Origin of the sequence: Glycomyces luteolus, assembly GCF_027622875.1 — a bacterium.
GTDB classification, from domain to species: Bacteria; Actinomycetota; Actinomycetes; order Mycobacteriales; family Micromonosporaceae; genus Glycomyces; species Glycomyces luteolus.
Window position 1 is genome coordinate 316,166 of record NZ_JAPZVP010000004.1, and the last position, 14,125, is coordinate 330,290.

Genomic DNA, 14,125 nt, shown 5'->3' on the forward strand with positions numbered 1-14,125 from the left:
AAGGCCCCGAACCGCATCGCCGCCTCGGCCGACCCGGCCGGGGCGGCGCCGTCGTCCCGGTGCGCGATGCTGCCCGCCCTACGGAATCAGCACCACCTTGCCGGTCGTGCCCCGGTGCTCCAGCGCCCGATGGGCCTTGGCCGCCTCGGACAGCTTGAAGGTGTGCACTGCGGGCCGGAGCCTTCCGGCCGCGAGCTCCGCCAGCGATCGCTCTTCGAGGGTCCGCAGACCGCCCAGCTTCTGGAGGAGCTTCGGGCCGAGCGCACCCGAAACCGTGAGGCCGCGTCCCACGATGTCCTCGACCGTGGCCGCGGTGGCCTTCCCCGCCGACCATCCGAAGACCACCATCCGGCCGCCGAAGCCCAGCCGGTCGAAGGCGGCCCGGCCGGTCTCGCCGCCGACGGAGTCGAACAGCAGCGTCGCCTCGCGGCCCTCCAACGCCTCGTCGAGTACCGAAGTCCAGTCCTCGGCCTTGTAGTCGATCGCAGCGTCGGCCCCGTTCTCAGCGACCTGCCGCACCTTGTCCGGCCCGCCCGCGAGGCCGACCACGTAGGCGCCCGCGTTCTTCGCGGCCTGCACCAGCAGCGTGCCGATCCCGCCCGCAGCGGCCGGGACGATCACCACGTCCTCAGGGGTCACCGGGCCGACCGACAGGACCATGAGAGCGGTCCGGCCGGTGCCGATCATCGCGATCGCCTCCGCGAACCCGGCGCCCTCGGGGATCTCGTGCACGTGCTCGACCTCGCGCACGGCCTTCTCGGCGTATCCGCCGGAGGCGAACCCGAGATGGGCGACCACGCGCTTGCCGATCCACGACGCGTCGACGCCCTCGCCGACCGCGTCGACGATCCCGGCCGCCTCGCGGCCGGGGATCATCGGCAGGTCCGGGAGCGGGTAGGGGCCGTTCTTCTCGCCGCTGCGGAAGGTCGTGTCGAGCAGGTGGACTCCGGCGGCGCGGCTGTCGATGCGCAGCTGCCCGGGACCGGGCTCAGGGTCGGCCACCTCCTCGTACACGAGCACTTCGGGGCCGCCGAATTCGTGTTGCCTGATCGCGTGCATGTCGTCCCTCATCTCCTCGGTGGGTGTGAAGACAACTGTAGGAACGGGGCGACTGGGTCCGCATCTGTCGAGCGACTGAACCTGCCCCTGACGAAAGTCAGGGGTGCCGTAAACCCGGATCGATGCCCAAGCCGCTCAACAGGTCGCGGGACTCCTCCCGGCACCGCTCGGCCTCCTGCGGGTGCCCGGCCGCCTGGTAGGCGTCCGCCAGCGCGCGCAGGCTGCGCGCCTGCCGCAGCGGGTCGGGCATCGCGGCGAACACATCGCAGGCCTGCCTGCCCATGTGCACGGCCCGGCGGAGGTCGCCGTCGGCGGTGTAGAGCTTGCACAGCACGCGGGCCTTCACGGCGAGGGTCTCCGAGGTCTCGTACCGGTCCAGCGGCGCCGCCCGCTCGACGGCGTCGCGGGCGTGGTCGAGCTGCTCGGTGTCGACGTAGAGCTCGGCGAGCCAATAGGTGTAGACGAGCTGGTGCCGCCAGGCGTTGACCTGCTCGACCAGTTCGAGGCCGTGCAGCAGCGCGGCCTCGGCGCGCGGGTAGTCCTGGTCGGCGTGGTGCACCGCGGCCTGCCGGAAGTAGAGCCGCGCCCGGTAGTACTTGGACGGGTGGTCGCGCAGCATCTCGGCGATCTCGTGGCAAAGCTCCTCGGCGGAGCTGATGCGGCCCTGGTCGGCGTACAGCTCCGAGAGCGACAGCAGCGGGTAGACCGTGGTCGGCCCGTCCTCGGCGGACGCGTCGAGCTCGCGGGCCTTCAGCAGCAGCGTCTCGGACTCGGCGAAGATGCCCATGCGGCGGAGCACCGTGCCGAGCGAGGTCAGCACCTCGACCTGGACGGAGCGGTTCCCGGAGCGCTCGGCGGCGAGCATCGCCTCGCGCAGCAGCGAGACCGCCTCCCGGTAGCGGCCGAGCTGGGTGAGGGTGGTGGCGAGGTCGTTGCGGGCCTTGCCGGTCGCGTCGCCGTGCGGGGTCCTGCGGAGGTATTCGAGGGTCTTCTCCGCGAACGTCTTGGCCTGGTGGAGGTCCCCGGACGCGTAGGCGACGGCGTCCGCGAGCGCGAAGGCGCGCACGGCGTCCATGGGCTCGTCGGAGCGCACGCCGGTCGCGATGCCGCGTTCGGCGACGAGGGCGAGTTCGGGGAGCTCGTACTGCGAGTCGGCGAGCGGCCGACGCCCGGTGAGGTCCTCCCGGTATCCGGCGTCGGCGAATGCGATGAGCCGCGTGAGCAGCCGCGAGACCTGCGGGTGGCCGTTCCATTCGAGGAAGGTCGCCACGATGTTGCGGTACTCCAGCACCGGGAGCCGGGTGGAGCCCTGTGCGTACCACTCGACGGCCTGCTCCCGGAGCCGTTGCAGCGCAGCCGGGTCGAACGCCGCCTCGGCCTTCCGGCGGGCGTATTCGCGCACCAGGTCGTGGAAGCGGTAGCGGCCGGGCCGGTACTCGTCGATCCGGTGGGCGGCGACGAGGCTGGCCAGGAGCCGTTCGGCCGCTTCGGGTTCCCACGTGACGAGCGCGCACGCGAGGCCCTTGGAGAAGTCGGTGCCCGGCAGGCACGCGAGGTTGAGGTACAGCAGCTCCTCTTCGGGTTCGAGCGCCTGGTAGGACAGGTCGAACGCGGCCGCGACGGTGGTCGTGGGGTCGCCTTCGACGGCGAGGCGGGAGAGCCGGTCGCGCCCGGCGAGGGCCGTGGCGGTCTCCGCCAAGGTGGTGCCGGGCTGCGCGTCGAGGTTGGTGCCGACGATCCGCAGCGCCAGCGGCAGGCCGCCGCAGAGTTCCGCGACCCGCTGGGCCGCTTCGGGTTCGCGCTCGACGCGGTCCTCGCCGATGAGGCTCCTGAGGAGCCGCACCGAATCGTCGCCGTCGAGCGCGCCCACGGTGACCTGCCGGATGTCGTGCGCGGCGGCGAGATCGGGGAGCCGTCCGCGGCTCGTGACGACCGCGACGCATCCGGCCGTCGCGGGCAGCAGCGGCAGCACCTGGGCCGAGTTCCGGGTGTTGTCGAGGATGAGGAGCGTCCGGGTGTCCGCGAGGCGCGAGCGCAGCAGCGCGGCCGCCTCGTCGAGGTCCGAGGGGATGGCCTCGGTGGGAACCCGCAGCGCCCGCAGGAACCCGGCCAGCGCGTCGAGCGGCGCCAGTGAGGGCGCCCGGTCGAAGCCGCGAAGGTTCACGTACATCTGCCCGTCCGGGAACCGCTCGCGCACCAGGTGCGCCCAGTGCAGTGCCAGCGTGGTCTTCCCGGAGCCGCCGATCCCGGAGATCACGGCGACCTGCGGGCCCCCTTCGAGCAGCCGGTCGAGGACCGCGAGCTGCTCGGTGCGGCCGGTGAAGTGGACGCTGTCGGAGGGCAGCTGGGCCGGGGACGGCAGTTCCGGCCCCGGTTTGGGGGCGTCGGGTTTCGGTGCGGCCCTGAGGGACGGGTCATCGCGGAGGATCGCGGTGTGCAGGTCCCTGAGGCGCTGGCCGGGGTCGATGCCGAGCTCCTCGGCGAGCTGGCGGCGGATCGACTCGAACACGTCGAGGGCCTCGGCCTGCCGGTCCTCGCGGTAGAGCGCGGTCATGAGCAGTTCGGCGGTGTGCTGCCGGTACGGGTGCGCTTCGAGGACGCGCCGCAGGTCGGCGACGACCGATACGCCTGTGGTGAGCGCGAGTTCGAGTTCGGCGCGGCTCTCCTCGGCTGCGGCGCGCTCCTCGTCCCAGCGGCGCGCCCCGGCCTCGATGACGCGGCCGCCGAGCCCGGCAAGGGTCGGGCCGCGCCACAGGTCGAGGGCTTCGCGAAGACTCGCGAGGGCCGCTTCGGGTTCGGAGGCCGCCTCCTGCTCGCGGGCGATGCGGACGGTCCGCTGGAAGCGCAGCGAGTCGAGCTTCTCGGGGCGCACCCGCAGCCGGTAGCCGTCGCCGACGGTCTCGAGTTCGCTGGTGCCTGCGGAGAGCAGGAGTCCGCGGGCGCTCGCGACGGTGTTCTGGACCTGCCGCCGCGCGGTGGCCGGCGGTACCTCCCCCCAGATCGCGTCGACGAGCTTCGGCAGGGGCACCACGTGTCCGGCTTCCAGGAGCAGCACGGCGAGCAGCCGGGGCAGGGTCCGCCCGGGCAGCGCCACGGGCAGGCCCTCCCAGGCCAGCTGCAGGGGCCCGAGGATGCCGAAATCCACGGTCCACCTCCCGGGGGAGTCGAGGTGCGGCCGTCATTGCATGGGGACGAATCCAGTCTATGGGCAGATCATGATCAATTGGGAACGCTCGCTTCAGGTATCCGCAGAGTGACGATGCAGGTACCGGTCTTTGTCTCATGAACGACTCGTGAAGGTCTTGACGCGGCCGCCGCGATGCTCGACGTAACGAGCAAAGGAGGAGCGATGTTCACGAGACAGCGTCCCGAGTCCCAGACCAGGCCGCAGGAGGCCCGCGCCAGGTTCCGGGGCGGCCTGGTCGCCACGACGAGCGGCTGGTCGCACGGCTACGTGCAGGCGAACCTGGTGTCCGTTCCGGCCCGCCATGCGATCGCGCTGCGCCGCTTCGCGGTCCGCAACCCGCAGGCCTGCCCGCTGCTCGACGTGGTCGGGCCGGGCCGGTACCGGACCGAGCTGGCGTTCGGCGCGGACCTGCGGCGCGACCTGCCCGTGTACCGGGTGTGGCAGAAGGGCGAGCTGGTCGCGGAGCGCACCGACGTGGCGGACCTGTGGGGCACCGACCTGGTGACGTTCCTGACCGGCTGCACGTTCACGTTCGAGCCGTTCCTGGAGCGGGCCGGCATCCCGCTGCGCCACCTCGAGCAGGGCGTCAACGTCCCCATGTACCGCACGACCTTGAAATGCCTGGGCGCCACGCGGTTCCGCGGCCCCGTGGTGGTCTCGATGCGGCCGGTCCCGGCCGCGATGGCGGACCACGCGGCGGCGATCACCGGGGACATGCCGTACGCCCACGGCGCTCCCGTCCATATCGGACGCCCCGCCGCCATCGGCATCCGCGATCTCGCCAAGCCCGACTTCGGCGACCCGGTCTGGCTCCACGACGGCGACGTGCCCGTGTTCTGGGCGTGCGGGGTGACGCTGCAGGAGGCGGTGGTCAAGGCCAAGCTGCCGTTCGCGATCACGCACGCGCCCGGGCACATGCTCATCACCGACCGCCGCGCCAAGATCAACGACACCGGGGAGATCCGCCTCCTCCGCTAAGCCGGGCCCGGCGTCGCCCCCGCCGATGCCGGGGCCGGCTCGGGCAGGCGGAACAGCCCCAGGAACCGCTCCGCCATGGCCTGGTCGCCCTGTACGGTGACGCGGCCCGCGTGCAGCGAGACGTCGAGGCTGCGGCTGCCCAGGGTGAGGCGCTTCAGCGTCTCGGCGTCGGTGCGGATCACCGCGTGCGGGTGCTCGGGCCGGCCCGGCGCGAGGAGCAGCTGCGCGTCGATGATCTCGGCGATGAACGGCCGGTCGTCGACCCAGAGCTCGAACGCCGCGTCGAAGCCCCGCGCCGCCACGGGCATGAACAGGGTCCGCATCGAGAGGATCAGCGCGTCGGCGCCCATCGGCGCGTCAAGCGGGATCGCCGCCGAGCGGGCGCCCCAGCGCAGCAGGAACACGATCACGGGCTCGAGGTCGCGGCCCCATTCGGTGAGCTCGTACACCTTGGACGCGGCCGGGGGCGGCAGGCGCCGCTTGGAGATCACGCCGTGCGATTCGAGTTCGCGCAGCCGCTGCGAGAGGACGTTCGCGCTGGCCCCGTGGAGGCCCGCGCGGAGGTCGGTGAAGCGCTTGGGTCCCAGGAGCAGTTCGCGGACGATGAGGAGCGACCAGCGCTCGCCCACGAGGTCGAGCGCGTGGGCGGCCGGGCAGCCGTCGCCGTAGGTGCGCACGGTTCCTCCAAAACACGGCGGGGTGAAACCGCAGGTGAATCCCATTGCGGTAGTACGTACTCATCCTAAGGTCCCGTAAGACCAGCAGCAAGTCCTGGTAAATGACCAACAGATCTCAGAACGGTAACGTGCGCTCTGTAAAAGGTGCGTGACGCCGCGCCCGTCCGCCTTGCGCGGGCTCGAATCATGCGGCACCATTCAGGGCGTGCCAGAACTGACCGCCTCCTCGCTGATGGAGCACCACCAGGCCGCCAGCACGCTGGTCGCCCTCCTCGAAGGCAACGGCCGCTTCTTGGCGGGCGAGCCCCGGTACAAGCGCGACATCACGGCGGCCCGCGAGGCCGCCCCCGGGCAGACGCCCAGTGCCGCGGTCTTCACATGCATCGACTCGCGGGTCACCGCCGAGAGCGTGTTCGACTGCGACTTCGGCCAGCTCCTTGTGGTCCGCACCGCCGGGCACGTGCCCGACCGGGCCGCCGTCGGCTCGCTCGAGTTCGCCGTAGCCGAGCTCGGCGTGGCACTCGTGGTCGTGCTCGGGCACGAGCGCTGCGGGGCGATCAACGCGGCCCTCCACGCGGTCGAGGACGACGCACACGACCCGCGCACCGACTACCTCGTCGAGCAGCTGTGGCAGCCCGCGTCCCAGGCGTGGTCGGAGACGAAGGAGCCTGAAGAGGCCGCGTCGCGCGCGATGCGCCTGCAGGTGCGCCGCACCGTCGCCGATCTGGGCCGCCGCGAGAACCTCGACGGCGTCCTGGTGGTCGGCGCGGTCTACGACCTGGACACGGGCAGAGTAACGCTCATCGACGAGAACTGAACGCGAAGAGCTGTCAGAATCAGGGTATGAGCGACCAACCCTTGACCGAGGCCGAGATCGAGCTCGCGCTGTCGGACCTCCCCGGCTGGAGCCACATCGGCGACCGCCTGGAGCAGACCTGGACCTTCGGCGGCCACCTCCAGGCCCTCGCCGCCGCGACCGCCGTCGGCTTCCTCAACGAGCAGCGCGACCACCACGCCGACCTGACGATCAACTACAACCGCCTCCGCGTCTCGACGACCACCCATTCCGCCGGGAACAAGGTCTCCGCGAAGGACACCGACCTGGCGCGGGCGGTCAGCGACCTGCTTGCGTAGCACCGGAAGTGGCCGCTGCGCCGCGTGGTGCGCCTGTGTCCCTTATGTGTACTACCTGCGAAAACGGGGAACGCAAAGGGCCTTCGTCTTTGCGATGATGAAGGAAGCACAGGTGGGAGCACGTCATGGACGCATTTGCCGCTCGGGCCTCCAGGACCGACAAGCGCATCGCCCTCGACCGCCTCGCCAGGGCCCGGCGCAGGGGCATGATCGACACCCGGGAGTACCGTCTGCGGCGGCAGCTGGCCGAAAGGGCCGACAGCGTCGCCGACCTCCAGACACTCCTGCTGGACGTCGGCGACGACCAGCTCGGCCGGGACCACTGGCGTTACGGCCGCTGGCGCGGGCCGGTCAAGGACGGCCGCGAACTCGAGATCCAGCGCTTCGTGGGCGCGCTGTTCCTCTTCGCCGCGCTCGCCGTGGTGATCGTCTGCGTGTCGGTCGCGATCATGCTCTACGAGCACTTGCACTAAGCGACGAGCGCCTTCAGCTTGTCCCGCAGGGCGTCGAGGGTCTCGGCGATCCACGGCATCTCCAGCGGGTCGTTCGAGAGCAGCGCCGCGAGGCGCTCGGAGTCGGACTCGCCGTAGATGCCGGTGACGGCGACGCGGATCGTCAGCGCCGCCGGGTCGTCCCCGAACGCGTCCCCGGCGATGACCACGATCCCGAACTCGTCCAGCAGGACCCGGGCGAGGTCGGCGCTCGTGCGCACGCCCCAGCGCTCGGCCAGCGCCGCGCGGAGCGGCTCGAACTCCGGCCACACGTAGAAGCCGCCCTGCGGGACGCGCACGTCGCAGCCGACGGCCGCGAAGACCTCGGCGACGGCGGTCGCGACCGAGCCGTGCAGCCGCCGCGCCATGGCGACCCGGTCGACCAGCTCGGCCGGGTCGGACCAGGCGTACGCGGCGGCGTGCTGCATCGGCAGCGGCGCGGAGGACCACAGCTCGGAGGCGATGCCGCGCACCGACTCCTGAAGCCGCTGCCCCAGTTCGGAATCAGGGAACCGGGCCGCGCCGATGCGCCAGCCGCCCAGCGCGTAGTTCTTGGACAGCGCGGTGGTCGTCACCGTCCGCTCGGGCGCCCACTGACCGGGGGACGGGAACGCGCCGGGCTTGAAGACGAGGTCGCGGTAGATCTCGTCGGCCACGATGATCAGGTCCAGTTCGCGGGCCGCCTCGCACAGGGCCCGCACCGACGCCTCGGAGGCGAGCCGTCCGGTCGGGTTGTCCGGCAGAGTGACCACCACGAGGCGCGGATCGCGGCCCGCGGCGCGCGCCTCGCGCACGGCCGCGACCATGAGTGCGGCGTCGGGGACCCCGCCCTCTCCCGCGGGCACGGGCACCCGGATCGGCTCGCGGCCGAGCAGCTGCGACTGGGCCGCGTACGACACCCACGCGGGCTGGGGGAGCACGACCTCGCCGCCGACGGCGTGCTGGAGCGCGAACAGGAGCGGCTTGGAGCCGGGCCCGAGGAGCACCTGCCCCGCGTCGGTCGGGTTGCCGCGGCGGGTCCAGTACCCGGCAGCGGCCTCGCGGGCCTCCTCCGTCCCGGCGACGGGCCCGTACGCGATCCGGCCGGCGGCCTGGGCGAGGTGCTGGCTCAGCAAGGGGTGCACCGGAATCCCTGCTTCACCGAAACCGAGCGCGAGCACCTCCTGCCCGGCGGCGCGGCGAGCGGCTACGGCCTCATTGGCGGCGAGGGTGGCGGAGACGGTCACGGGTGACTCCTTGGTGGATGGTCGTTCGACCTGCACCAATCTCCTCTTCAGGGAGCATCAACGCAAGTATTTCTAGCTTTCGCCGAGGGTAAGATTTCCTTATGCTAGACGTGCGCCGCCTGCGGCTTCTCTACGAATTCGCGGCCCAGGGATCGATATCCGCCACTGCCGTGGCGACCGGCCAGACCGCCTCCGCCGTCTCACAGCAGTTGGCCGCCTTGGAGAAGGAGACCGGCGTGTCACTCCTCGAACGCACCGCCCGGTCCGCCCAGCTGACCGACGCGGGGCGCCGGCTCGTGGCCCACACCGCGCACATCCTGGAGGCCATCGACGCCGCCGAGACCGACCTCGCCGCCGAGTCCGCCGAACCGCGCGGGCGCGTCACCGTCACCGCGTTCCCCACCGTCGCCGTGGCCCTCGCGGGCCCGATCGTGCGGCGCCTGCGCCGCTACCCCGAACTCCAGATGGTGCTGCTCCAGCAGCACACCGTCTCCGAATCCCTCTCGCGCGTGCGCTCGGGCGAGATCGACCTGGCGCTCATCGACGACTGGTCCGGCCAGCGCCGCCCCGCCACCACGGGCCCGCTCACCTTCCACCACCTCGTGAACGACCCGCTCGTGGCGGTCCTCCCCGTGCGCCATCCCCTGGCGGACAAGGAGGTCCTCTCGGCGCACGAGCTGGCGGGGGAGTCCTGGATCGCCTCCCCGGAGGGCGAGCCGTCGCGGATGGCGCTGGCGCGGCTGTGGCGGACCGAGGGGATCAGCGCGCCGGTCTCGGAGTTCGAGGGCCTCGACACGATCCTGACCCTGGTCGCGAAGGGGCTCGGGGTGACGGTGGCGCCGTGGATGGCCGCAGCCGAGCGCAAGGACGTGGCCGTGCGCAAAGTGGCCGAGGATCTGCCGGGCCGGGACGTCTACGTGGTCCACCGGACGGCCTCCACGGGCCGCCCGGCGGTGATGACCGTGCTGCAGGCGCTGCACCAGGCCGCGCGGAAGCTCATGGCGGCGGCGGAGCAGTTTTGAAACGGGCAGTCGACCCTCAGCGAAGGTGCGAAGGCGGGTACGGCGACTCGTCCTCGTCCCAGCCCGCGGCCTCCGGCTTGGGGGTGGGCTTCGGCTTCACCTTGGGCGCCTTCGGCTCCTTCGGTTTCGGCTGCCGCCGCGCGAGGTAGGCCGCGAGCCACGTCGTGATCGGCACGGCCGCGATGAGGCCGAGCGTGCCCGCGACCGACCGCACGATCTCGGTGGCGATCGTCTGGCTCGTGAGCACCTGCTCCAGGGGCCGGTTGGCCGCGGCGATGAGCACCAGCAGCGGCAGCGACGCGCCCGCGTACGCGAGGACGAGCGTGTTCACGACCGAGGTCAGGTGGTCGCGCCCGACCCGCATCCCGGATTTGAACAGCCGCGTCGAGCCCCACTTCGGGTTGGCCTTGGCGACCTCGTCGACGGTGGCCGCCTGCGAGACCGTCACGTCGTCGATGACGCCGAGCGCGCCGATGAGGATGCCCGCCAGGAGCAGGCCGGACATGTCGATCGGGTACTGCAGCGCCAGGTTCGTGGTGTTCTCGTCGTTGACCCCGTTGAGCTTGGTGAGGTTCACCGCGGCCTCGGCGAGCAGCACCGTGACGATGAGGGACGCGAGCGTCCCGACCACGGCCACCGTGGTCGTGCGGTTCCAGCCGTGTCCCAGATAGAGCGAGACGAGCATGATCGCGGCCGAGCCGACCACGGCGACGAGGATCGGCGATGAGCCGTCGAGGATCGCCGGGACCATGAACAGCAGCACGACCGCGAAGGTGATGCCGAGGCTCACCAGCGACCGCAGGCCTTTCCACCGGCCGAACGCGACCACGGCGAGCGCGAACGCGATGACGAGCGCCCACAGCGCGCTGGACCGGTCGTGGTCGATGATGTGGTACTGCTGGCCCGAGACCGAGTCGGGCGTGTAGATGAGGATGACGTCGTCCCCGGCCTCGACGACGGGAGCGCCCGGGCCGCTGGGGATGTCGACGATGGCCTCTTCGTTCGCGTGCTCGCCGGTGAGGAGGCGCACGACCACGTCGCCGCAGACGGTCACCTGCAGCCGGTCGTTGAGCTCCTCATCGGCCGGTTCGCATTCCGTCTCGTTCACCGTGATGACGTGGCCGTCGACTTCGGTGCCGTAGCCCTCGATCCCCTCGGCGTCCTCGACCCCGGTGGGCCACAGCAGGATCAGCCCGAGGATCGTCGCGGCCGCGGCCGGGACCAGGATCCACAGCGCGGCGCGGGGGACGGCGTCGTTCGGGACGACATGACTGTGCTTCAGAGCATCCTGGTTCACGACCGTGAGCTTACGATCCCCGGTCACCGTTGTCGCGCAGCAGCGCGCCCCGACCGCGTGCAGGGGCGAGCCATGAATCTGCACGGCACGGACAAATCGGACCGTGAGCGGTCGGCTACCTGGGGTTTCGGACTGTAGCGCTCCAGTCGCACACAGTCAGGATCGTCATACGTCCACAGGGTCGACCCAGCGGACCGCGGAGTAATTGCGCCACAAGTGGAGCAGTGCCGGGTCCCCGCGGACCAGCAGATCGTCGAACGGCAGCCGGTTCCAAAGCGCCAGGTACAGCAGCTCCACCGGGCCCTCGATGACGCAGTGCGGGGTCTCGACCTCGCTGAACGTCACGAGCGGACCCGTGTCGGTGGGATGGATGTACCAGTCGCCGCGCCCCGGCGGCAGGTCGGTGGCGTGAATGTGGAGCACGGTCGGGCGCAGCGCCCGCACCCTGCTCGACGGCCTGCCGTGGAAGCCCAGCAGCAGCTCGTCGATGCCGTCCGCCGCGAATTCGGGACAGATCGGTGAGATCTCGTCGCCCCGGGCCTGCTCGGCGTCGACACGGTGGATGGTGGTCTCGTGGGCCTGCCTGCGGACCCAGAAGCGGCGCGACGACTCGGAGGGGAACATCTGCCAGCACTGGAGCCCGCTCGGAGCGGCCTCCAGTACGGCCGCGAGCCGCAGCAGCCCTTCGCGGACCCAGTCGACCAGCAGGTCGTCGTGGGGCAGGGGCCCCACGATGTGCTGGAACTCCTGTTTCCGTGGATCGTAAGGCAACGCTTCGCCCACGATCGCCGCCGCCCATCGATGGACGGTCCCGATGTGGGTCAAGAGATCCTTGACGTTCCATCCTGGGCAGGTGGGCACGCTCGCATTGAGCGCGAGTTCTCCACCAGCGACAGCGATCCGCTCCCCTTCGGTGCGCAGCCCGTTGATTTGATCGCCGATGTTCATCCCATGAAGTTTCGCACCTGTGTCGTGAATTACGCAAGTTCGGGCGCTGGACCGATACACAAGTGTTAAACCGGTGGAGCCGTGGCGAGTCGGACTCGAGGCGACTCATGGCACTTGCGCCACTACGGACGTAGCATCGGGCGCGTGCTCCACCGGCTCCTCGTCGTCTCCGACCTGCCTCGGTGCCCGCTGCCGCTCACCGAGCAGGTCGCGCTGGCCCTCCGCGGCGGGCCCTTCGCGCTCATCTTGCGCGACAAGCACCTTCGATGGGAGGAGCGGACGGCGCTGGCGGCGCGGCTGCAGCCGATAGTGGACGCGGCCGGGGGAGGGCTCATCATCTCGGACCCTGCCGGACCCGTCTCGGCAGCGCATCTCTCGAGTCGCTTCCCCGTGCCGGAGCCGAGGCCGGCGCTCGTGGGCCGCTCGGTCCATGCCGGGGAGCCGATCGATCCCGGTCTCGACTACTGCACCTATTCGCCGATCTGGCTCTCCGAGTCCAAACCCGGCTACGGGCCCGCGATCGGGCTCGCCGCGCTGCGGGAGGCGTGCGCGGCGAGCCCGGTCCCGGTGTTCGCGCTCGGCGGCGTCGACGGCCCCGACAGGGCCCGCGCCGCAAGGGAGGCGGGCGCGGCGGGGGTCGCGGTCATGGGCGCGGTCATGCGCGCCGACGACCCGGAGCGCGCGGTGCGCGAGCTCCGGGCCGCGCTCGATTAACGCGTGAGGCCGTTGTCGGCGATGACCTTCGAGTAGAACTTCGCGCTGTCCTTCGGGGTGCGCTTCTGGGTGGCGTAGTCGACGTGGACGATGCCGAAGCGCTTGTCGTAGCCGAAGGCCCACTCGAAGTTGTCCATGAGCGACCAGGCGGTGTAGCCGCGCACGTCGGCGCCGGCCTCGATCGCGTCGTGGACGGCCGCGATGTGGGAGCGGAGGTAGGCGACGCGCTCGTGGTCGTGGACCTCGCCGTCCTCGCCCGGTCCGGTCGGGTAGGCCGCGCCGTTCTCGGTGATCATCGTGGCGATGCCGTAGTCCTTGTGGATGCGCACCAGGAGGTCCGTCAGGCCCGTGGCGTCGACCGCCCAGCCCATGTCGGTGAACTCCAGGCCCTCGGGCGTGTAGCCCTCGATGCCGATGGTGCCCGGGCCGACGTCGCTCTCCGGCTCGCCCGGCTTGGCGCGCAGCCATGTCGGGCTGTAGTAGTTGACCCCCAGCACGTCGATCGGCTGGTTGATCGCCTCGAGGTCGCCCTCCTGGACGAAGGACCAGTCGGTGTGGTGCTGGGTGCGCTCGATGACGTCGGCGGGGTACTGGCCGCGGAGGATCGGGTCGAAGAAGACCCGGTTCGCGATGCCGTCCACGACGCGCACGGCCTCTTCCTCGCCGCGGCACTGGGTCGGGTTGAGCACGATCGAGACCTGGTCGGCCCCGGCGGCGCGCAGCGCCTGCACGGCGAGGCCGTGCGCGAGGTTGAGGTGGTGCACGGAGGCGAGCGCCGCGGCGGGCTCGGTGCGGCCGGGCGCGTGGTGGCCGTTGCCGTAGCCGAGGAACGCCGAGCACCACGGCTCGTTGAGGGTCCACCAGGTGTGGACGCGGTCCGAGAGGCGCGCGCCGACGATGGCGGCGTAGTCGCCGAAGCGCTCGGCGGTCTCGCGCTCGGGCCAGCCGCCGCGGTCCTCGAAGGACTGCGGGAGGTCCCAGTGGTAGAGGGTCGGCATCGGCTTGATCCCGGCGGCCACCAGCTTGTCGACGAGCCGGTCGTAGAAGTCCAGGCCCTTGGGGTTGGCCGGTCCGGTGCCGTCGGGCTGGATGCGCGGCCACGCGATCGAGAACCGGTAGGTGTCGACGCCGAGGGAGGCCATCAGCTCGATGTCCTCGTCGACGCGGTGGTAGTGGTCGCAGGCCACGGCCCCCGACTGGCCGCGCCAGGTCTTGCCGGGCGTCGCCGAGAACGTGTCCCAGATGGACTGGCCCCGGCCGTCCTCGGTCGCCGCGCCCTCGATTTGGTAAGAGGCCGTGGCGGTCCCCCACAGGAAGCCCTGAGGGAAGGTCAGCTGCGTCATCGATCGCACCTTTCGCGAACTATCGGCTGTATCTTATGAACAGCATTTG

Annotated in this window: 13 protein-coding genes; 6 read left to right on the forward strand and 7 right to left on the reverse strand. The window is 71.2% G+C overall.

The annotated features are described in order from the left end of the window. Positions 1 to 78 precede the first annotated feature (78 nt). Positions 79 to 1,059, reverse strand: coding sequence for a zinc-binding dehydrogenase (locus O1R50_RS07100; protein ID WP_270109214.1), 981 nt, complete (start codon positions 1,057 to 1,059; stop codon positions 79 to 81). 97 nt (positions 1,060 to 1,156) lie between these two features. Next, on the reverse strand, positions 1,157 to 4,204 hold the full coding sequence (locus O1R50_RS07105; RefSeq protein WP_270109215.1) for an AfsR/SARP family transcriptional regulator: 3,048 nt from the start codon (positions 4,202 to 4,204) through the stop codon (positions 1,157 to 1,159). Between the two features lie 204 nt (positions 4,205 to 4,408). On the opposite strand from O1R50_RS07105, the gene O1R50_RS07110 reads away from it, so the two are divergent. Beyond that, positions 4,409 to 5,224 (forward strand): putative hydro-lyase, encoded by an 816-nt coding sequence (locus O1R50_RS07110; RefSeq protein ID WP_270109216.1) that lies wholly within the window; start codon positions 4,409 to 4,411, stop codon positions 5,222 to 5,224. Here the strand turns inward: O1R50_RS07110 and O1R50_RS07115 are convergent. After that, positions 5,221 to 5,946 (reverse strand): winged helix-turn-helix transcriptional regulator, encoded by a 726-nt coding sequence (locus O1R50_RS07115; RefSeq protein WP_408612621.1) that lies wholly within the window; start codon positions 5,944 to 5,946, stop codon positions 5,221 to 5,223. The two genes, O1R50_RS07110 and O1R50_RS07115, sit on opposite strands and share 4 nt — an antisense overlap. A 160-nt stretch (positions 5,947 to 6,106) precedes the next feature. On the opposite strand from O1R50_RS07115, the gene O1R50_RS07120 reads away from it, so the two are divergent. The 3 genes from O1R50_RS07120 to O1R50_RS07130 all read left to right on the forward strand — a co-directional run bounded on the left by O1R50_RS07120 (position 6,107) and on the right by O1R50_RS07130 (position 7,508). Continuing rightward, positions 6,107 to 6,718, forward strand: coding sequence for a carbonic anhydrase (locus O1R50_RS07120; RefSeq protein WP_270109218.1), 612 nt, complete (start codon positions 6,107 to 6,109; stop codon positions 6,716 to 6,718). Between the two features lie 26 nt (positions 6,719 to 6,744). Continuing rightward, positions 6,745 to 7,035: a 4a-hydroxytetrahydrobiopterin dehydratase gene (locus O1R50_RS07125; protein WP_270109219.1), complete on the forward strand. Its 291-nt coding sequence runs from the start codon at positions 6,745 to 6,747 to the stop codon at positions 7,033 to 7,035. A gap of 125 nt (positions 7,036 to 7,160) precedes the next feature. Next, positions 7,161 to 7,508, forward strand: a complete 348-nt coding sequence (locus tag O1R50_RS07130) for a hypothetical protein (protein WP_270109220.1) — start codon at positions 7,161 to 7,163, stop codon at positions 7,506 to 7,508. Here O1R50_RS07130 and O1R50_RS07135 read toward each other — a convergent pair. Further along, entirely contained in the window at positions 7,505 to 8,752 is a 1,248-nt protein-coding gene (locus tag O1R50_RS07135; RefSeq protein ID WP_270109221.1) for a pyridoxal phosphate-dependent aminotransferase, read from the reverse strand. The genes O1R50_RS07130 and O1R50_RS07135 overlap by 4 nt on opposite strands. Positions 8,753 to 8,853: 101 nt before the next feature. Between O1R50_RS07135 and O1R50_RS07140 the strand changes: the two genes are divergently transcribed. Further along, on the forward strand, positions 8,854 to 9,774 hold the full coding sequence (locus tag O1R50_RS07140; protein WP_270109222.1) for a LysR family transcriptional regulator: 921 nt from the start codon (positions 8,854 to 8,856) through the stop codon (positions 9,772 to 9,774). A gap of 16 nt (positions 9,775 to 9,790) precedes the next feature. Here the strand turns inward: O1R50_RS07140 and O1R50_RS07145 are convergent, their stop codons facing one another. Beyond that, a complete protein-coding gene (locus O1R50_RS07145; protein ID WP_270109223.1) occupies positions 9,791 to 11,071 on the reverse strand; it encodes a YibE/F family protein in 1,281 nt (426 codons plus the stop codon). A gap of 165 nt (positions 11,072 to 11,236) precedes the next feature. Beyond that, positions 11,237 to 12,019, reverse strand: a complete 783-nt coding sequence (locus O1R50_RS07150; RefSeq protein ID WP_205326170.1) for a maleylpyruvate isomerase family mycothiol-dependent enzyme — start codon at positions 12,017 to 12,019, stop codon at positions 11,237 to 11,239. A gap of 144 nt (positions 12,020 to 12,163) precedes the next feature. Here O1R50_RS07150 and O1R50_RS07155 point away from each other — a divergent pair, with 144 nt between their 5' ends. Beyond that, positions 12,164 to 12,733 (forward strand): thiamine phosphate synthase, encoded by a 570-nt coding sequence (locus O1R50_RS07155; protein WP_270109224.1) that lies wholly within the window; start codon positions 12,164 to 12,166, stop codon positions 12,731 to 12,733. Here O1R50_RS07155 and O1R50_RS07160 read toward each other — a convergent pair. Continuing rightward, positions 12,730 to 14,076, reverse strand: coding sequence for a GH1 family beta-glucosidase (locus O1R50_RS07160; protein WP_270109225.1), 1,347 nt, complete (start codon positions 14,074 to 14,076; stop codon positions 12,730 to 12,732). The genes O1R50_RS07155 and O1R50_RS07160 overlap by 4 nt on opposite strands. Positions 14,077 to 14,125: the final 49 nt, after the last annotated feature.